This is a genomic window from Achromobacter sp. PD1, assembly GCF_048541815.1.
GTDB classification, from domain to species: Bacteria; Pseudomonadota; Gammaproteobacteria; order Burkholderiales; family Burkholderiaceae_B; genus Achromobacter; species Achromobacter bronchisepticus_A.
On record NZ_CP183349.1, the window covers coordinates 204,603 to 224,078 of the forward strand.

The 19,476-nt window shown below is 67.6% G+C and carries 15 protein-coding genes; 6 read left to right on the plus strand and 9 right to left on the minus strand.

All coding sequences use genetic code 11. The annotated features are described in order from the left end of the window. Positions 1 to 68: 68 nt before the first annotated feature. The gene (gene ggt, locus ACM1PE_RS00920) at positions 69 to 1,826 is read left to right on the plus strand and encodes a gamma-glutamyltransferase (RefSeq protein ID WP_419342351.1); all 1,758 of its coding nucleotides are present in this window, start codon (positions 69 to 71) and stop codon (positions 1,824 to 1,826) included. A 12-nt stretch (positions 1,827 to 1,838) separates the two neighbouring features. On the opposite strand, the gene ACM1PE_RS00925 is transcribed toward ggt, so the two are convergent. The 3 genes from ACM1PE_RS00925 to ACM1PE_RS00935 are packed head-to-tail and all read right to left on the minus strand — an operon-like array spanning position 1,839 to position 5,709. Then, the gene (locus tag ACM1PE_RS00925; RefSeq protein ID WP_251877818.1) at positions 1,839 to 2,966 is read right to left on the minus strand and encodes a CaiB/BaiF CoA transferase family protein; all 1,128 of its coding nucleotides are present in this window, start codon (positions 2,964 to 2,966) and stop codon (positions 1,839 to 1,841) included. A gap of 11 nt (positions 2,967 to 2,977) precedes the next feature. Next, the gene (locus ACM1PE_RS00930) at positions 2,978 to 3,961 is read right to left on the minus strand and encodes a Bug family tripartite tricarboxylate transporter substrate binding protein (RefSeq protein ID WP_419342353.1); all 984 of its coding nucleotides are present in this window, start codon (positions 3,959 to 3,961) and stop codon (positions 2,978 to 2,980) included. 47 nt (positions 3,962 to 4,008) lie between these two features. Next, positions 4,009 to 5,709 carry an acyl-CoA dehydrogenase family protein gene (locus ACM1PE_RS00935; RefSeq protein WP_059371565.1) on the minus strand — a complete coding sequence of 567 codons (1,701 nt, stop codon included), beginning with the start codon at positions 5,707 to 5,709 and terminating at the stop codon, positions 4,009 to 4,011. A gap of 125 nt (positions 5,710 to 5,834) precedes the next feature. Between ACM1PE_RS00935 and ACM1PE_RS00940 the strand changes: the two genes are divergently transcribed. Next, the gene (locus tag ACM1PE_RS00940) at positions 5,835 to 6,737 is read left to right on the plus strand and encodes a LysR family transcriptional regulator (RefSeq protein ID WP_419342355.1); all 903 of its coding nucleotides are present in this window, start codon (positions 5,835 to 5,837) and stop codon (positions 6,735 to 6,737) included. 253 nt (positions 6,738 to 6,990) lie between these two features. Continuing rightward, positions 6,991 to 8,658: a SulP family inorganic anion transporter gene (locus tag ACM1PE_RS00945; RefSeq protein ID WP_419342357.1), complete on the plus strand. Its 1,668-nt coding sequence runs from the start codon at positions 6,991 to 6,993 to the stop codon at positions 8,656 to 8,658. 33 nt (positions 8,659 to 8,691) lie between these two features. Here the strand turns inward: ACM1PE_RS00945 and purU are convergent, their stop codons facing one another. From purU to ACM1PE_RS00975, 6 genes are all read right to left on the minus strand, one after another. Next, a complete protein-coding gene (gene purU, locus ACM1PE_RS00950) occupies positions 8,692 to 9,546 on the minus strand; it encodes a formyltetrahydrofolate deformylase (protein WP_419342359.1) in 855 nt (284 codons plus the stop codon). Positions 9,547 to 9,625: 79 nt separating this feature from the next. Continuing rightward, positions 9,626 to 10,735: an NAD(P)/FAD-dependent oxidoreductase gene (locus ACM1PE_RS00955; protein ID WP_419342361.1), complete on the minus strand. Its 1,110-nt coding sequence runs from the start codon at positions 10,733 to 10,735 to the stop codon at positions 9,626 to 9,628. Then, complete coding sequence (locus tag ACM1PE_RS00960; protein ID WP_059371570.1) at positions 10,732 to 11,256, minus strand: flavin reductase family protein; 525 nt, start codon at positions 11,254 to 11,256, stop codon at positions 10,732 to 10,734. Before ACM1PE_RS00960 ends, ACM1PE_RS00955 begins: the two co-directional genes overlap by 4 nt. A 38-nt stretch (positions 11,257 to 11,294) precedes the next feature. After that, positions 11,295 to 11,924, minus strand: a complete 630-nt coding sequence (gene pdxH / locus ACM1PE_RS00965) for a pyridoxamine 5'-phosphate oxidase (RefSeq protein WP_059371571.1) — start codon at positions 11,922 to 11,924, stop codon at positions 11,295 to 11,297. Positions 11,925 to 12,029: 105 nt separating this feature from the next. Continuing rightward, entirely contained in the window at positions 12,030 to 12,692 is a 663-nt protein-coding gene (locus tag ACM1PE_RS00970) for a gamma-glutamylcyclotransferase (RefSeq protein WP_419342364.1), read from the minus strand. 2 nt (positions 12,693 to 12,694) lie between these two features. Further along, positions 12,695 to 13,903, minus strand: coding sequence for an MFS transporter (locus ACM1PE_RS00975; protein ID WP_118932384.1), 1,209 nt, complete (start codon positions 13,901 to 13,903; stop codon positions 12,695 to 12,697). A 409-nt stretch (positions 13,904 to 14,312) separates the two neighbouring features. Between ACM1PE_RS00975 and ACM1PE_RS00980 the strand changes: the two genes are divergently transcribed. Genes ACM1PE_RS00980 through ACM1PE_RS00990 form a run of 3 tightly spaced genes read left to right on the plus strand, consistent with a single transcriptional unit; the run spans position 14,313 to position 18,884 of the window. After that, on the plus strand, positions 14,313 to 15,497 hold the full coding sequence (locus tag ACM1PE_RS00980) for an efflux RND transporter periplasmic adaptor subunit (protein WP_059371574.1): 1,185 nt from the start codon (positions 14,313 to 14,315) through the stop codon (positions 15,495 to 15,497). Position 15,498: 1 nt separating this feature from the next. Beyond that, complete coding sequence (locus tag ACM1PE_RS00985; RefSeq protein WP_251877789.1) at positions 15,499 to 17,457, plus strand: MacB family efflux pump subunit; 1,959 nt, start codon at positions 15,499 to 15,501, stop codon at positions 17,455 to 17,457. A 5-nt stretch (positions 17,458 to 17,462) separates the two neighbouring features. Continuing rightward, the gene (locus ACM1PE_RS00990) at positions 17,463 to 18,884 is read left to right on the plus strand and encodes an efflux transporter outer membrane subunit (protein ID WP_419342366.1); all 1,422 of its coding nucleotides are present in this window, start codon (positions 17,463 to 17,465) and stop codon (positions 18,882 to 18,884) included. The last annotated feature ends 592 nt before the right edge of the window (positions 18,885 to 19,476 follow it).

Here is a 19,476-nt window from a genome sequence, read left to right on the forward strand (position 1 = left end):
GCGACAGCCGCCTGCGCCTTGACTATCATGAACCCCTGCCGGAAAGCCGGCGCACACCGGAGCTTCCCATGCGCGCACCCCGCCACGCCGTCGCCCTCATGCTTGCCGCCGCGCTTGCCGCCATGCCTGCGGCCTGGGCGCGCACGCCGCAGGCCGCCGAGGATCTGAACCCCGAGGCCGCCAGCGGCATGCAGACGCGCCAGCTGGTGCGCGCGCCGCATTTCATGATGGCATCGGCCAATCCGCTGGCGACGCAGGCCGGCGACGAGATGCTGCGCCGGGGCGGCAGCGCCGTGGACGCCGCCATCGCCGCTCAGCTCGTGCTGAATCTGGTGGAGCCGCAATCGTCGGGCATCGGCGGGGGCGCCTTCATGGTGGTGTATTCGGCCAAGAGCGGCCGCATCCAGACGTACGACAGCCGTGAGACCGCGCCCGCCGCGGCCCAGCCGCAGCGTTTCCTGGATGCGGACGGCAAGCCGGTGTCCTTCGCCCGCGCGGTGAACAGTGGCTTGGCAGTGGGCGTGCCGGGCTTGCTGCGGGGCCTGGAGCTGGCGCACAAGGAACAGGGCGTGCTGCCCTGGGTCGACCTGTTCCAGCCCGCTATCCGCCTGGCCGAACAAGGCTTTGCCGTGTCGCCGCGCCTGCACAAGCTCCTGGCCGGCAACAAGGAGCTGCGCACGCAAGCCGCGGCCGCGGCCTATTTCTATGCGCCCGACGGCGCGCCCTGGCCGGTGGGCCACGTGTTGAAGAACCCCGAGTTCGCGCGCACGCTGCGCGCGGTGGCGGAGCAAGGCGCGGACGCGTTCTACCAGGGCGATATCGCCCGGGATATCGTCGCCGCCGTGCGCGGCCACGCCGTGCCTGGCGACCTGACCCTGGCCGACCTGGCGAGCTATCGCGCCAAGACGCGCGATCCCGTCTGCGGCGCCTATCGCGGCTACCAGCTGTGCGGCATGGGGCCGCCCAGCAGCGGCCCGATCGCGGTGCTGCAGATGTTGGGCGAGCTGGAGCAGTTTCCCCTTGGCCGCTACAAGCCGGGCAGCCTGGAGGCGGTGCATTACTTTTCCGAAGCCGGCCGGCTGGCGTTCGCCGACCGTGATTTCTACGTGGCCGATCCAGATTTCGTGCGGGTGCCGGTGCGCGCCATGCTGGACCCGGCCTATCTGCGCGCGCGCGGCGCGCTGATCCAGCCGGACCGCAGCATGAAAGTGGCGCTGCCCGGCGATCCGGAAGGCAAACTGCTGTCGCTGGGCAAGGACGACGCCCTGGCGCTGCCCTCGACCAGCCATCTGGTGGCGGTGGACGCCCAGGGCAATGCCTTGAGCATGACGACCACCATCGAGAACGAGTTCGGCAGCAAGATCTTCGTGCGCGGTTTCCTGCTGAACAACGAGATGACGGATTTTTCCTCGTCCTACAAGGATCCCGAGGGCCGCCTCGTCGCCAACCGCATCGAACCAGGCAAGCGCCCGCGCAGCTCGATGGCGCCGATGATCGTGCTGCGCGACGGCAAGCCCTATCTGCTGGTGGGTTCGCCGGGCGGCAGCGCCATCATCAACTACGTGGCCAAGACCATTGTGGGCGTGCTGGACTGGGGCCTGGACATCCAGGCGGCCATCGACCTGCCCAACATGGGCAGCCGCAACAAGGACACCGAGCTGGAGAAGGGCACCGCGCTGGAGGCGCTGGCGCCAGAGCTTGAGCGCATGGGGCATCCGGTGCGCATCACCGAATTCCCCAGCGGCATCCACGGCATCGTGATCGAGGCGGGCGGGCTGCAGGGCGGCGCCGATCCGCGCCGCGAAGGCGTGGCCCAGGGTGGCTGAGGCCGCGCGGGCTTATTCGCCGGCGTCGGCGGGACGCAGCGCCGGCGGCAGCTTGCGCAGCGTGGCCGGCGTGCGCGACAGTTTGATCGGCGAGCCTACGCCCCGGTAGTCGCCTTGTTCCAGCACCATGCCGCGATGACGGGTGTGCGGATGCGCCAGCGCCTGGTCCACGGTCTGCACGGCGGCCGCGGGCACGCCGCAACGCAGCAGGCGGTCGGCGAGCGCGGCGGCGTCGTGGTCCGCCAGCAGCGCGGACAGGTCGCCGCGCAGGGCTTGGCGGTTGCGCAGACGGTCGGCGTTGGTGGCGTAGCGTGCATCGTCCGCCAACCCCGGCGCGTCCAGCGTCTGCGCCAGCTGCGCGAACTGGCGGTTGTTGCCGACCGCCAGGAAGATCGGGCCGCTGGCGGTGGGCAGCGTTTCGTAGGGGGCGATGTTCGGGTGTGCGTTGCCGCTGCGCGCGGGCACCTTGCCACTGTAGAAGTAGTTGGGCGCGTGCGGATGCAGCAGCGACAGGGCGCAGTCGTACAGCGTGATGTCCAGGAACTGGCCCAGGCCGCTGCGGGTACGCTCATTGAGCGCCAGCAGGATCGCCACGGCCGCGTTCAGGCCGGTCACCATGTCCACCACCGGCAGGCCGACGCGGGTGGCTTCGCCGTCCGCGTCGCCGTTCACGCTCATCAGGCCGCACATGGCCTGGGCGCAGGCGTCGTAGCCGGGCAGGCCGCCCAGCGGACCGTCCGCGCCGAAGCCGCTGACGCGGCAATGGATCAGCGCGGGGAAGTCGCGGCTCAGCGTGTCGTATCCCAAGCCCCATTTCTCCAGCGTGCCGGGCTTGAAGTTTTCCACCAACACGTCGGCGTCGGTCAGCAGGTGGCGCAGCAATTCCTGCCCTGCGGGCTGCGACAGGTCCAGCGTCATGCCGTCCTTGTTGCGGTTCACGCCGATGAAATAGGACGCGGTATCGCCCAGGAAGGGCGGCCCCCAGCCGCGCGTCTCGTCGCCGCCGGGCGGCTCGATCTTCAGCACGTCGGCGCCGTGGTCGGCCAGGATCTGCGTGCAATAGGGGCCGCCCAGCACGCGCGACAGGTCTATTACTTTGCAGCCGGCGAGCGCGCCGGCGTTGGGCAGGGTTGCAGCCATGTGGGGTCCGTTCAGTCGATGGAAACGTGGGCGCTCTTGATGAGGTCGCGCCATTTGGGCACTTCGGCCGAGATGAAGGTCGCCAGGCCCTGCGGCGTCTGGTCCTGGGCTTCAACGATGCCCTGGCTGCGCAGCGTCTGCGCGACCTCGGGATCGGACAGCGCGGTCTTGAAGGCGCGGTTCAGCGTGTCCACCACGTCGGGCGGCGTGCCTTTGGGCGCGACGATGCCGAAGAACACGCTGACGTCGTAGCCCTTGAGCCCCTGCTCCGAAAGCGTGGGCAGGTCGGGCAGCGCGTCCGAGCGCTGGGCGCTGGCCAGGCCGATGGCGCGCAGCTTGCCCGCCTTGATGTAGGGCAGCGCGGTAAGGATGTCGGTGAACGACATCGACACCTGCCCGCCCAGCAGGTCATTGAGCGCCGGTCCCGTGCCCTTGTAGGGGATGTGCATGATCTGGGTGCCGGCCATGTTGTTGAAGAGTATGCCGGCCAGGTGCGACGAGGCGCCGTTGCCCGACGAGGCGTAGCTCAGCTTTTCCGGGTTCTTCTTGGCGTAGGCGATGAGTTCCTGCGCGTTGTTGGCGGGCACCGACGGGTTCACCACCAGGATATTGGGCAGGTGGCCGATGCGGATGATGGGTGCGAAGCTGGTCTCGGGGTTGTAGCCCTGCTTCTTGTACAGGCTGACGTTGATCGCCAGCGGCCCCGAGGTGCCGAACAGCAGGGAGTAGCCGTCCGGCTTGGCCGTCGCCACGTATTCCGAGCCGATGTTGCCGCCGGCGCCCGCGCGGTTTTCGACGATGACGTTCTGGTTCAGCGGCTGCCGCAGCTTGTCGGCCAGCCTGCGCGCCAGGGCGTCGGTGGGACCGCCCGGCGGGAACGGCACGATCAGCGTCACGGGCCGGGCCGAGGGATAGGCGTCCGCGGCCAGTGCGGGCGCGGCGGCGGGGGCGATGGCGGCGGCCGCCAGCAGCAAAGAGGCGAGGGTTCGGTTCATGCTTGTCTCCAGTGGTTGCGCGCCGGCTGTGCCGCCGGCGTCGGTGCTTACAGCGCGTACTGCAGGATGGCCCGGCACGCCGCGCTTTCGTCGGCCGGGATGGCATAAGGATCGCGCGGACCCAGGCGGTGCTGCAGCACCTGGTCGGCCAGCAGCGCGCGGCTTTCCAGGCCGGGTTCGGTGGCTTCCCAGCGCAGGGCGGCCATCGACACCGCGTGGTAGAGCAGCGAAGCCGCCTGGCGTGCCAATTCAGGGCGGTCGGCCTGCGCGGCGTGTTCGGCCAGCGCATAGGTCTGCTCCAGCGCGCGCGCCTGCATGTTGGCCAGTTCGGGCGGGCAGGGGCGGCCTGCGGCCAGCAGGCCGTCGATATGGCTGCGCAGCGCCGGCAGCGAATTTTCGCGGGTGATGGCGCGCAGCACGTCCAGCGCCACGATGTTGCTGGTGCCTTCCCAGATGGAGCCCAGATGGGCGTCGCGCACCAGCCGCGGTTCGGTCCATTCCTCGATGTAGCCGCAGCCGCCGCGCACTTCCATGGCGTCGCCGGTCACCTTGCGGGCATCGCGGCAGGCGCGGAACTTGATCAACGGCGTGAGGATGCGCGCCAGCGCCGGATCGGCCGCGCCCCGGTCCGCGTCGGCCAGCGCGCGCGCCGTCTGGAACATCACGCTGCGGGCCTGTTCGGCCCAGACCGTCATTTTGACCAACTGGCGCTGCATCAGCGGCATGTCGATCAGGCGCTTGCCGAAGGCGCGCCGGTGCTGCGAGACATAGACCGCTTCGGTCACGGCGCGGCGCATCAGGCCGGCGGCGCGCATGCCATTGGACAGGCGCGAGTTGTTGATCATGTCGGCCATGTGCTTGAAGCCGCGGCCGCGCTCGCCCACCAGCCAGGCCACCGCGCCTTCCAGGCGGATCTCGCCGCTGGCCATCGAGCGCGTGCCCAGCTTGTCCTTCAGGCGCAGGATGCGGTAGTGGTTGTGGGTGCCGTCGGCCAGGTCGCGCGGCAGCAGGAACAGCGATACGCCCTTCAGGCCGGGCTGGGCTTCGCTGCGCGCCAGCACCATGGCGTAGCCCGCGTCCGGATTGGAGCAGAACCATTTGTCGCCGTGGATGAGCCAGGTGCCGTCGTCCTGTGCGGTGGCGGTCACTTCGGTGGCGCTGACATCGGACCCGGCGCCCTGTTCGGTCATGAACATGGCGCCCTGGCGCAGCGCATCGAAATCCTGCGAGGTCACTTCGGGCAGGACCCGCTCTACCAGTTCCGGGGAGCCGAACTTGCGCAGGGTGCGCGCCAGCGAGTCGGTCATGCTGACCGGGCAGCACAGGCCGAACTCCGCCTGCACGAACAGATGGCTGAGCGCGTACTTGGCGGCCGCGGGCATGGGTTCGGGCCAGCCCAGCACGCCGCCGCGGTGCGACAGCGCAGCCAGGCCGAATTCGCTGTAGGCCAGGCGTTCCAGTTCGACGTAGGCCGGATGCTTGTCGATGCGCGATTCGTCGGCGCCGGCGCGGCTGCGCACGGACAGCGTGGGCGGATGCTTGTCGGCGGTGGCGGCCAGTTCGTCCATGACGCCGCCGGCTAGCGCGCCCAGCCGTTCAAGGTGGGGCAGCAGATGGGCGTGCAGCGCGGGCGGCAGGTAACGCCGGCTGAGCGCCTCGGCGTAAGGGTCCGCGCTGAACAGGTTCTGCCCGCGCGAATCCGGAACGGGCGTGGCGGCGGTGGGCGCGGTCTTGACGGGGGTATCCATGGCGGCATCCTGCTGAAGACGGGAACGATGCCTGTGATGGTGCTTGCATGGATTAATCTATACAAATACTGTTTGTGTGTAGAACAATCCAAAAAAAGTATGGATTGCAGTCCCAGGGGAGACAAATGGACCTGGATCCGCGCCTGTTGCGCTATTTCATCGCCGTGGCCGAAGAACGCCACTTCAGCCGCGCGGCCACACGGCTGCACATTTCCCAGCCGCCGCTCAGCTACGCCATCCGCCAACTGGAGGACAACGTCGGCGCGCGCCTGCTGACCCGCACCAGCCGCCATGTCGAACTGACTGACGCCGGCCAGGTGCTGTACCGGGAAGCCCTGACGCTGCTGCGCCAGGCGGAAGAGGTGCGCACGCTGGTGCAGCGCGTGGACGCGGGCCTGCGCGGACGGCTGCGCATCGGCTTCGTGGGTTCCATGCTGTACCGCGGCCTGCCGGCGCTGCTCAGCGCCATGCGCGCCGGGCTGCCGGACGTGGAACACGTGCTGACCGAATTGAATTCCCATGACCAGATCGAGGCTGTGCGCCGCGGCGAGCAGGACCTGGGCTTCATCCACGCCAATCCGGTGCCGCCAGGCGTGCTGGCGCGCGACTTGATGGCCGAGCCTTTCGTGGTGTGCCTGCCGCAGGCGCATCCGTTGGCCAGCCGGGAATCCCTGCGGCTGGCGGAATTGGCCGCGGACGATTTCGTGTTCTTCGCCCGGGCCGCTTCGCCCAGTTATTACGAGACGGTGCTGTCCATGTGCGTGTCGGCCGGCTTCATGCCCGTGATCCGGCACGAGGTCCGGCACTGGCTGAGCGTGGCGTCGCTGGTGTCGCAGGGACTGGGCGTGTCCATCGTGCCGGCCTGCCTGTCGCGCAGCGGGCTGGCGGGGACGCGCTTCATCGCCTTCGAGCACGCGGCCCGCTCGGTCAGCCAGATGATCTGGCCCGAGGCCGGACGTACGCCGCTGCAGGAAAAAGCGGTGGAAATGGCGGGGAGGCATGGCTGGGAGTCCCCGGAAACCCCGTGAAATCCGCCGCCGGCTAGGCAGAGCCCGCCCGAAGGCTTATCGTTAGCGGTATCCCCGCGCTGCCAGTCCGGCGGCCAGGGAGGGAACCGTTTGCATACGAACGCGAATTCCGGGTATCAGCCATGTCCTACCGTCCAGTCCTGCCGCTCACGCGCCGCAGGCGTTTCATCACCAGGCTGCGCCATTGCGGCCCTCCGGCGAAGTACTGAACCCCACTGCAGGGTTTTTCGGTTCCGCTTCTCCGGAGTCTTTCGTGGAAATTCCTTTTTCGTTTCAGCCGCGTCTTTTCGACGCGTTGCGCGATTACGACCGTGTCCGCTTCGCCCAGGACCTGGGCGCGGGCCTCACCGTGGCCGTGGTCGCGCTGCCCCTGGCCATGGCCTTCGCCATCGGGTCGGGCCTCAAGCCCGAGGCCGGGCTGTTCACTTCCATCATCGCGGGCTTCCTGATCGCCCTGCTGGGTGGCAGCCGGGTGCAGATCGGCGGACCGGCGGGCGCCTTCATCGTCATCGTTTACGACATCGTGCAGCAGTACGGCGTGGCCAATCTGATCATCGCCACGGCGCTGTCCGGCGTGCTGCTGTTCGTGATGGGGCTGCTCAGGCTGGGCACGCTGGTGCGTTTCATCCCCGTGGCGGTGATCATCGGCTTCACCAACGGCATCGCGGTGCTGATCGCGCTGTCGCAGGTCAAGGATTTCCTGGGCCTGGCGATCCCCAAGATGCCGGGCGACTTCTTCGGCATCCTGGGCGCGCTGGGCAGCCATCTGTCCTCGCTGAATCCCTGGGCGGCCGGCATCGCGCTGCTGTCGCTGGCGGTGATCGTCGGCTGGCAGCGCTGGCTGCCTAAATGGGGCGGCCAGCGGGCGGCCAGGCTGGCCCGCGTGCCGGGCTCGATCATCGCGCTGGTGCTGGCGACCGCGGCGGTGGCAGTGTTCGGCCTGCCCGTGGAAACCATCGGCAGCCGCTTCGGCGGCATTCCGGCCGCGCTGCCGGATTTCACGTTGCCTGCGTTCAGTTGGGAGTCGGCCCGCTTCCTGCTCATGCCCACCATCACGCTTGCGGTGCTGGGCGCCATCGAGTCGCTGCTGTGCGCGCGGGTAGCCGACGGCATGATAGGCGACCGGCACGACCCCAACCAGGAGCTGATGGCCCAGGGCGTCGCCAACTTCGTCACGCCGTTCTTCGGCGGCATGCCGGCCACGGGCACGATTGCGCGCACCGTGACCAATGTGAAAAGCGGCGCCACCAGCCCCGTCGCGGGCATGGTGCACGCGCTGGTGCTGCTCGTGGTGATGCTGGCAGCGGCGCCCCTGGCGGCCTCGATACCGCTGGCCACCCTGGCGGCCATCCTGATGTTCGTGGCCTGGAACATGGGCGAATGGCGCGAGTTCGCGCGGCTCAAGAGCTACCGGCTGCCGTACCGGATCACGCTGGTGTCGGTGTTCGTGCTGACGGTGGTCTTCGACCTGACGGTCGCGGTCGAATTCGGCATTTTCGCCGCCTGCCTGACCTTCATTTACCGCATCTCCAGCCTGTCGCGCGCCGAGCGCATCACGGCCGCCGAGCAGCCCTTGCTGGCTGGCATGGATGGAAAGATCGAGGTCTGGCGCCTGTACGGCACCGTCTTCTTCGGCGCGACCAAGCTGGTGGAATCGCTGGAAGACCGCCTGCCGGCCCGCGCGCTGGTGCTGGACCTGAAGAACGTGATCTACGTGGATTCGACCGGCGCCGAAGCGCTCGAAGCACTGAGCAAGGCGTGCGAGACGCGTGGCGTGGCGCTGATCGTCTCGGGCCTGATGGGGCAGCCGCAGGACATCGTGCGCCGCGTCGGCCTGTACAAGCGGTTGCAAGGTCATCTGCAGCCCGACGTGGCGAGCGCCACGGCTGCCGCCCTGGCGCTGGAGGCCGAGGGCGGTTAGACGGTTGGTGGGGGCCTGGGAGCCCCCATCTCCCTAGCGGAAGACGACGGTCTTGTTGCGGTTGAGCAGGATGCGGTGCTCGACGTGGCTGCGCACGGCGCGCGACAGCACCAGGGATTCGATGTCGCTGCCGACCTGGGTCAGGTCCTGGGCGGTCATCGTGTGGTCCACGCGTTCGATGTCCTGGTCGATGATGGGGCCTTCGTCCAGGTCCGAGGTCACGTAGTGGGCGGTGGCGCCGATGATCTTGACGCCGCGCGCATGCGCCTGGTGGTAGGGACGGGCGCCCTTGAAGCTGGGCAGGAAGCTGTGGTGGATGTTGATGGCGCGGCCGTTCAGCGCGCGGCACATGTCTTCCGACAGGATCTGCATGTAGCGGGCCAGCACCACCAGGTCGATGCCTTCCTGATCGACCAGGGCCAGCACCTGCTTTTCCTGTTCCGCCTTGGTGTCGGCGGTGACCGGCAGGTAGTGGAACGGGATGCCGTAGGAAGCGGCCAGGCTGGCGTAGTCGTTGTGATTCGAGACGATGACGGCTACTTCGGCATGCAGATGGCCGCTATGCACGCGGAACAGCAGGTCGTTCAGGCAGTGCCCCTGCTTGCTGACCATGATCAGCAGGCGTTCCTTGCGGCGGGCGTCATGCAGCTTCAGCTCCATGCCGTACTCGGCGGACATGCCGTCCAGCCGCGCTCGCAAATCATCCACGGACACGCCCGCCGGCACGTCGAAGTGCACGCGCAGGAAGAAGCGGCCGGTCTCTTCGTCGCCGAACTGCTGCGAATCCAGGATGTTGCAGCCCAATTCGAACAACAGGCCGCTGACGCGGTACACGATGCCCGTGCGGTCGGGGCAGGACAGGGTCAGGATGTAGTCGTTGTGCTGCATGGTTCAGGGACAGGAGAAAAAGGAGAAAAGGTGACAGTATTTATTGATGGCGCCACGCGCGGCATGCAGGGCGTGGAGATCATCCGTTCAGACGGGCCAGGGTCTCTTCGGCCAGGGCCAGGCTGGACGTCAGCCCCGGGGATTCTATGCCGAACAGGTTCACCAGGCCGGGCACGCCATGCGCGGCCGGGCCGGCGATGACGAAATCGGCCGCGGGCTCGTGCGGGCCGGAGATCTTGGGGCGGATGCCGGTGTAGCCGGGCGCCAGCGCGTCATCGGGCAGGGCCGGCCAATAGCTGCGCACGGCCTCGTAGAAGACTTCGGCGCGGGCCGGGTCCAGCGTGTAGTCCTCGGTTTTGACCCATTCGGTGTCGGGGCCGAACTTGGCCTGGCCGCCCAGATCCAGCGTCAGGTGCACGCCCAGGCCGGCATGCTGCGGCACCGGGTAGATCAGGCGCGAGAACGGCGCGCGGCCAGACAGCGTGAAATAGCTGCCCTTGCACAGGTAATCCTGGGGGATGCTGGACGCGGGCAGGCCCTCGATGCGGCGCGCCAGCGCCGGCGCGTGCAGGCCGGCGGAATTGATCAGCACGTTGCAGCTCAGGGTCATGGCGTCGTCGCCGCCGAATTGCAGCTCGAAGCCGCCCTCGGGACGGACGCGGGCCGACTCCAGCGGCGTGTGGAAGACGCACTGGGCGCCTGCGTTTTCGGCGTCGCCCTGGAACGAGAGCATCAACGCATGGCTGTCGACGATGCCGGTGGACGGCGAGGACAGCGCCGCGGCGCAGCGCAGCGCGGGCTCCAGGCGCATGGCGTCCTCGCCGGAGATGAATTGCAGATCGTCGACGCCGTTGGCGCGGGCGCGCTGGGCGATGCCTTCGAGTTGCGCGGCCTGCTCGGTGTCGGTGGCGACGATGAGCTTGCCCAGGCGTTTATAGGGCACGCCGCGTTCGGCGCAATAGGAATAAAGCAGGTGCTTGCCGCGCACGCAGAGGCGCGCCTTGAGGCTGCCCGCCGGGTAGTAGATGCCGGCGTGTATGACTTCGGAGTTGCGCGAGCTGGTGCCGGTGCCGATGGCCTCGGTGGCTTCCGCCACCAACACCTCGCGTCCGGACTGGGCCAGCGCGCGCGCGATCGCCAGGCCCACCACGCCCGCGCCGATGACGACGCAATCCACATCCACGCTCATGGCGTTTTCCTTTCCGAACGGGCGCCTGCCGGGGTCAGGTCGAAACCGCCGGCATGGAAGACCAGCGGCGGCTCGCCGCTATGGCCGCAGCGCTCCACTTCGCCCACCATGATGACGTGGTCGCCCTCGACGTAGCGGCTGCGGTTGTGGCATTCGAACCAGGCGGCGCAATGGCCGTCCAGCATGGGCGTGCCGCCCGGCGCGTGGTGCACCGTCAGCCCGGCGTAGCGGTCCGGCGTCTTGCCGGTGGCGAAGCGGCGCGCCAGCGCGATCTGCTCCGCGCCCAGTACGTTGACGACGTAGCGCTCGCACTGCTCGAAGGCCGCCAGCGACGACGAACTGCGCGACAGGCTCCACAGCACCAGCGGCGGGTTCAGCGACACGGAATTGAAGGAGCTGACCGTCAGGCCGATGGGCGCGCCATCGGGGTCGGCGGTCGTCACGACCGTCACGCCCGTGGCGTAACGGCCCAGCGCGGTGCGGAAAAAGGCGGCGTCAAAATCAGGGGAGGAGGCGGTCATGCAATCGTTAATTGGGGGCAGGCGCGAGGCGCCCGGCATCAAGGCGACAGGCGTTCGATCTTCCAGGCCTGGCCGTCGGCGACATAGCGCAGGCGGTCATGCAGGCGCGAAGGCCGGCCTTGCCAGAATTCGAAGGCGGTGGGCTTCAGGCGGTAGCCGCCCCAGTGCGGCGGGCGCGGCGGCTGTTCGCCGAAGCGCTCGCGGAATTCCTGTTCGCGGGCTTCCAGCTCTTCACGGGTGATGGGCTGGCTCTGGCGCGAGGCCCAGGCGCCGATGCGCGAACCGGCGGGCCGGCTGTGGTAGTAGGCGTCCGACTCGTCGCCGGCCACTTTTTCGACCACGCCTTCGATGCGGACCTGGCGCTCCAGCGGCTGCCAGAAGAACAGCAGGCTGGCGCGCGGCTCGGCCTGCAGGTCCAGGCCCTTGCGGGATTCGTAATTGGTGAAGAACGTGAACCCGCGCTCATCGAAGCCCTTGATCAGGACGATGCGCGCGCTGGGCTGGCCGCTGGCGTCCACCGTGGCCAGGGTCATGGCGTTGGGTTCGGGGACCTTGGCGGCCAGGGCCTCGTCGAACCAGCGGGTGAACTGCTCGAACGGGGAGGCGGCAGCCTGGCCTTCGAGCAGCACGTTCTTGTCGTAGCTTTGACGCAGATCAGAGACGGACATGGGGCTAGTAGTTCAGCGTTGATAACAAGGAGTTTATACCGCCTGGAAGGCGGTACCCTTATTGACCCCGCTCAGGGCGCAGGCAAGATTTCCCGAGGCCGGGCCTCAGGCGCCTTCCGGCAGCGTGTGCGCGTCCAGCTCCAGCCGGCGCGCGATGGCGTCCAGGCGGGCGTCATGGATGCCGGCGGCGCGCAGCGCCTGGGCGGTCTGCACCACATATTCGGTGCAAGGGCCATAGCGGCCGGCGGCGCGGCGCACGATGGCCAGCAGCTCGGGCTCGGGCAGGGCGCGGATGTAGGCCGGATTGTCCCGGTTCATGATGAAGACCAGCGCCCGCACGGTGCCGGTATCGGTGGCGCAGTTGATCCAGCGGGGCAGATAGGCGCCGGTGGACATCTCGCGCTCCCAGAGCGCGGGGAAATAGGTCGGCACCTGGTCGCCCGCCAGGCGGTAGACCACGCCGCGGCAGGAGCCTCCCCGGTCCAGGCCGAATACCAAACCCGGGCATTCCGGGGTGCCGCGGTTGACCCGCGACCACAGGCATAGCGCCCGGTGGTGGCCGCGCAGGGTCGCCAGCCGGCGCTCGACGAAATCGAAGTCGGGCCGCCAGATCAGGGAACCGTAGCCGTAGACCCACACGTCTTCGCCCGATTGCCAGTGGCGCAGGGCCTCGTCCAGCGATTCCTGCCGCTCTTGCGCAGTCCAAAGACGAAAGGGCAGGCTGGCGCCGGAATTGCTGGCGGCGGGAGGAGAGGACAGCATGTTCACGGCTACGCTTTGCGTTCAGATTCGATCGGGGGATTGCGGTTGGCCCAGCCTCCGGCCATCAAGGCCACGGAATACGCCCAGAAGAGGGGGGCAACGCCAATTACCGCACCGAGCGCGCCGAAGGTCAACGGCAGGGACACCTGCGAGCCGTTGATCAGGGCCATCCGCAGGCCCACGGCCTCGGCGGCGCGGCCTGGCGGAGAATGCTGGTGCAGCAGCGAGAGCATGCTCGGCTGGCAGCAGCCCAAGGCCAGACCGAGGATGAAAGACAGCACGATCAGGACGTTAACGTCGGTGAACAGCGGGTAAAGCATGAAATCGATGGCTGCTGTCGCCATCGCTACCCGCACCAGCGTCCAGGACCGCACGCGGCGCTGGATGAAGGGCAATATCAGGCGGATAACGAAAGTAGCCGCCGCGAAGGACGCAAGAATGATGCCGATCGTGGTCGCTGACAGGCCGATGGCGACGCCGAAAATGGGCACGACGAACAAATGGGTGTCCCACGCGCCGGACAAAATCGTATTGACCATCAATATGCGGCGCAATGCCGGCACTTCCAGCAATTCGGTAACGCGCCGCTTTTCGGCCTCTTTTTTGCCTGACAGCTGCGAATCCACTGCCTTCAATTGGTGACGCAACACATAAAGCCCGCCCGCCGAAATCAGCGGACCCAAGGTCAGCAGGCCGAAGGCCAGGCGCGTGCCCAGATGGTCGATGGCCAGCCCGGCGATCAGCGGGCCCGAGAATCCGGACCCCGCCAGCGCCAGCGACATGAAGGAAAAATTGCGCAGCCGCTGCGCCGGTTCGGCGTGGCCCAGCAGATCCTGCGTGGCGACCTGATGCAACATGAAGCCGATACCGATGCAACAGGAGGCAATCAGCAGGGCGAACTGGGTCTGGGAGATGAAAGGTAGCGCGGTCCCGGAGGCGACCAGGGCCGTGCCGATGACCAGCGGCCGCACGATGCCGACCCGGTCGACCCAGCGGCCGGCGCGCACCGAGAACAGCATGGGCAGTACCGCGAACACCGCAACCAGCGTGCCCACCTTGAAGGTCGACAGCCCCATCTGCAGCGCGGTGAGTGAGACGGTGATCCGTCCCCCTGTGAGCGCCACGTGGTTCATCATGGCCAGGAGGCACAAAAGCACCGCCCCGGAAAACTCTGGGGAACTGGGTGACGAAGAGGGGGATCTATGAGAAGTGGACACGGATACGGCTTAACTGCGTTCATTCTGGCCATATCGTCGCCCTATGTCGAGGCGTGGCTGTTTTGCAGCGCCGCAAACGCATATTGGCGCCAATCGCATGATGGCGACTATCTAGGGGCGAACTCGCATGCTTATGGCGCAAGATGGCGGCACGTTCGCCGCATCTACGGGCAAGGGCTTTCGCGAGTGACGGACAAAGCGTTGTATCGTTCATGCAACGGAACAATCACGCGGACCTTGACGTTCCGGCCCGCTTTACTGTTTTTCACCGTTTTGCCACAGATCGTCGATGGTTCCGACGGACGACACGTTTAGGATGAGCAAGCATCGTGGGCAAGGTCGCTTGCCTGGTCCGCAATTCGCAATACGGGCGCCGGCCCGATAGCCGGCGCTACATCCGGCAGGTTCAATGAAAAAGTCCCGCAGCAAGTTCAAGCGCTACTCCCTGATCGCCGTTTTGCTCCTGTTAGCCGTGTTCGGCGTGCGCGCCGCGTTCTTCTCCGCGCCGCCGCCGCCCACTTTCGCGGTGGCCGAGGTCACGCGCGCCGATCTTGAAGACAGCGTGCTGGCCAGCGGCACCATCGACGCCATCGAACGCGTCAGCGTCGGCGCCCAGGCCACCGGCCAGCTGAAGTCCCTGAAGGTGGCGCTGGGCGACCGCGTCAAAAAGGGCCAGCTGGTGGCCGAGATCGACGACATGACCCAGCAGAACGAGCTGCGCAACGCCGAGGCCGCCCTGCAGACCCGCCGCGCCGAGCGGGCCGCCAAGGTCGCCACGCTGAAGCAGGCCGAGCTGGCCTTCCGCCGCCAGCGGCAGATGCTGGCGGCCGACGCCAGTTCGCGCGAGGCCTACGAGAGCGCCGAGGCGACGCTGGGCGTGACCCGCGCCGAGATCGCCTCGCTGGACGCGCAGATCGCGCAGGCCGAGATCCAGGTCGACACCGCCCGCGTCAACCTGGGCTACACCCGCATCGTCTCGCCCATCGACGGCATGGTGGTCGCGGTGGTGACCAAGGAAGGCCAGACCGTCAACTCCATCCAGAGCGCGCCCACCATCATCAAAGTGGCTCAGGTCGACACCATGACCATCAAGGCGCAGATCTCGGAAGCCGACGTCACCCGCGTGAAGCCGGGCTTGCCGGTGTACTTCACCATCCTGGGCGAGCCCGACGAGCGCTACCGCGCCCAGTTGCGCGCGGTGGAACCGGCGCCGGATTCGGTGCAGAAGGACGACGCGACGTCTTCCCTGACCGGATCGGCCAGCGGCAGCTCCACCACCGCCGCCGTCTACTACAACGGCCTGTTCGACGTGCCCAACCCGGACGAGAAGCTGCGCATCTCCATGACCGCCCAGGTCTTCATCGTGCTGGGCGAGGCCAAGGACACGGTGGTGGTGCCGGCCTCGGCGCTGGGCAAGCGCGGCCAGGACGGCCGCTACGCCGTGCGCGTGGTCCTGAAGGACAACAAGACCGAAACGCGCCAGGTCAGGATAGGCATGAACAACAACGTCCAGGCGCAGGTGCTGGAAGGGCTGGAGGTGGGCGAGCGCGTCGTGTCGGCGGATGCCGCGCCGGCCGCCGCGCCGGGAGCCTGACATGAGCGGGCCTCTGATCTCGCTTAAGGGCGTGCGCCGCGAGTTTCCCGCGGGCGAGCAGACCATCGCGGTCCTGAAGGACATCAACCTGGCCATCGAGTCCGGCGAGATGGTGGCGATCGTGGGCGCGTCCGGGTCGGGCAAGTCCACGCTCATGAACATCCTGGGCTGCCTGGACCGTCCCACCCGCGGCGAGTACCGGGTTGACGGCCGCAGCACGGGCGAGCTGGACCCGGACGAACTGGCCGAACTGCGCCGCGAGCACTTCGGCTTCATCTTCCAGCGTTACCACCTGCTGTCGGACCTGACCGCGCAGGGCAACGTCGAGGTGCCGGCCGTCTACGCCGGCAAGCGGCGCGAGGCGCGCCTGGCGCGTGCCGACGAATTGCTGCGGCGGCTGGGCCTGGGCGACAGGACCGGGCACCGGCCCGGGCAGCTGTCGGGCGGCCAGCAGCAGCGCGTCAGCATCGCGCGCGCGCTGATGAATGGCGGTGACATCATCCTGGCCGACGAGCCGACCGGCGCGCTGGACACGCACACCGGCCAGGAGGTGCTGCGCATCCTGGAAGAACTGAACGCGGCTGGCCATACCATCATCATCGTCACGCACGACATGAACGTGGCGCGCCACGCCCAGCGCATCATCGAGATCAGCGACGGCGAGATCGTCGCCGACAAGCGCAATCCCGACGCGCCGCGGACCGAGCGCATCAAGGAAGACGCGCCGGCGCTGGCCGCGCGGCCCGTCTGGCAGGCTTACCTGGACCGTTGCCGCGAGGCGCTGCGCATGGCGCTATTGGCCATGAACGCGCACCGGCTGCGCACCTCGCTGACGATGCTGGGCATCATCATCGGCATCGCGGCCGTGGTGTCGGTGGTGGCGCTGGGCGAAGGCTCGCGCCGCAAGATCCTGGACGACATCAGCGAAATCGGCACCAACACGGTGGAGATCTTTCCGGGCAAGGACTTCGGCGACGAGAAGGCCGTGAATATCCGCACCCTGGTGCCGGCCGACGCCGACGCCCTGGCGCGCGAGTCCTACGTGGACAGCGTCACGCCGGAAGTCTCGACCAGCAACACGCTGCGCTATCGCAACGTGTCGGTGACCGGCGTGATCCAGGGCGTGGGCGAGCAATATTTCCGCGTGCGCGCCATCAAGCTGGCCCAGGGCAAGTTCTTCGACGAAACCAGCGTGTTGCGGCGCGCGCAGGAAGTGGTGATCGATGACGCCACCCGGCGCAAGCTGTTCGGTTCGCATACCGAGCCCATCGGGCAAGTCGTATTTCTGGGATCGATGCCGGCGCGCGTGATCGGGGTGACGCAAAAGAAGGAAACCGTCTTCGGCAGCAACGACTCGTTGAACGTCTGGGTTCCCTACACCACGGCGCTGTCGCGCGTGCTGGGCCAGCAGCATCTGAAGAGCATCACGGTGCGCGTCAATGACGCTTCGCCGCCCGCCGCGGCGGAACAGGCCATCGTGCGCGTGCTGACGCGGCGCCACGTGACCAAGGATTTCTTCGTGTTCAACACGGACGCGATCCGCAAGACCATCGAACGCACCACCGCGACCATGACGCTGCTGGTGTCCATGATTGCGCTCATCTCGCTGATGGTGGGCGGCATCGGGGTCATGAACATCATGCTGGTTTCCGTGACCGAGCGTACCCGCGAGATCGGCGTGCGCATGGCGGTGGGGGCGCGGCGCAGCGACATCATGCAGCAGTTCCTGATTGAAGCGGTGCTGGTGTGCCTGATAGGCGGCGCCATCGGCATCGTGCTGTCGCTGGGGCTGGGCGTGCTGGTTTCCAAGGCGACGCGCGGGTCGTTCCAGATGATCTATTCCACGACATCGATGGTGGCGGCGTTCAGCTGCTCGACCTTGATCGGTGTGCTTTTTGGCTATTTGCCGGCGCGCAATGCGGCGCGTCTGGATCCCGTCGAGGCCCTGGCCCGGGAATGAGGAAGATGAAAGCGGTTTCCCTGATCTGCAAACCCGCCGCCCTGGCGTTGCTGCTGGCCTTGGCCGGCTGCGGCAGCCTGCTGCATACGGACTACGAACGGCCGCTGACGTCCACCCCCGCGGCCTGGACCCATGCGCCTGCCGGCGATTTCCAGGCCGGGCCGCTGGCCGATGGCGGCGAGTGGTGGCGCAATTTCAACGACCCGACGCTCAACGGCCTGGTCGACGCCGCGCTGGCGCGCAACAACGACCTGGCCGCAGCCGCGATCCGCGTGCGCCGGGCGCAGTACCAGGCTGGAATCACCGAGGACAAGCTGCTGCCGCAACTGGGCGGCAATGCCGATGTGACGCGCAACCGCAACCTGTATGGCGATCGCGCCATTACCCGGACCAACGCCGTGCAGTTGACCGTCAGCTACGAAGCGGATCTGTGGGGCAAGCTGTCCAGCCAGCGCGACGCGGCGCAATGGGACGCTCTGGCGACCGAGCAGGACCGGCAGAGCGCCGCGCTGTCCCTGGTGGGCACTACCGCCACGCTGTACTGGCAGACCGCCTTCATCAACCAGCGCATCGCCAGCAGCGCCGAGAGCATCGCCTACGCGCGCAAGACGCAGGATCTGGTGCGGGCGCAGTACGCGGCGGGCGGCGCGTCGGCGCTGGAAATGGCCGAGGCCGAACAGACCGTGGCCAGCCAGGAAGCCGCGCATACGCTGCTGGTGCAGCAGCGCGTGGAGTACGCCAACGCGCTGACCATCCTGTTCGACGGCCCGCCGGACCGCATGATGGCCGACCCGGCGCGGTTGCCGGGCTATCCCTTGCCGCAAGCGCGCGCCGGCGTGCCGGCCGACCTGCTGGGCCGCCGTCCCGACCTGCGCGCCGCCGAACTGCGCCTGCGCCAGTCCCTGTCCACCGTCGACGCGACCCGCGCCAGCTTCTATCCGCCATTGACGCTGACCGGCGCCTTGGGAAGCTCGAGTCCCTCGCTGTCCGACGTTCTGAAGAACCCGGTAGGCTCGCTGGGGGCGGCGCTGACGCTGCCGTTCCTGCAATGGAACCAGATGCAGCTCAACATCAAGATCTCCAAGGCCGACTACGAAGAGCGCGTGGTGAATTTCCGGCAGGCGCTGTACCAGGCGATGGCGGACGTGGAGAACGCGTTGTCCAATCGCACGCAACTGCGCTTGCAGGCGGAACAGCTGGATGCATCTCTGCGCGCGGCGCGCGAGGCCGAGCGGCTGTACGAAGTGCGCTACCGGGCGGGGGCCGTGCCGCTGAAGGATTGGCTGGATGCGCAGGAGAAGCGGCGGGTGGCTGAGGTTTCGCGGGATGAGAATATGTTGAATCGCTTGGTGAATCAGGTGGCGGTTTATCAGGCGCTCGGTGGGGATGATGCTGAGTCTGCTGGCGGTGCGGCGGCGGGTTCTTAAGGCGCCAGGCTCCGCTTTGGAAACTTGACGTCAGCTGGGGTGACCGGACTTCGTAGGGTTCTCGCGGACGGTGGGGGTGGGCGAAGGTCTTACGATGCTCGCCCCAATAGGCCGCCCGGGCGGCCTATTGGGGCTTACGCGGTGTCTTGCGATTTGTGATGGCGCTGCGCGCTGATGATCGTCCGTGCTCGAGCAGGAAGCGTTGTTGGTCGACGAGCTGCATATGAGCGTGGGCCTGCGTCAGCGCGCAGCGTCTCTCGCACGACTAACGATATCCATATGCCAAAGAAGGCCGCCCGCGCGGCCGTCTTTGGCGTCCCTGCAAGACCTTTCTCTCTTCCTCGTCGGGGAGAAGAACGTCAAGCACACCACCCGTCCCAGCGGCCAGCAAGATTCAATAAGCGGAGCCTGGCGCGGCGGCGGCCGGGGTGGCGCGGGGCGTCGATAAGCCCGAGGGAATCCGAAGGAACCGCCGGAGGCGGTGACGAGGATGACGACGGGGAAGTCCGGAGCGAAGGCTCCGGACCGCAATCGTTGCCCCGCGCCACCCCGGCCGCCGCCGTGCCAGGCGTCTTAAGAACCCAACCATCCG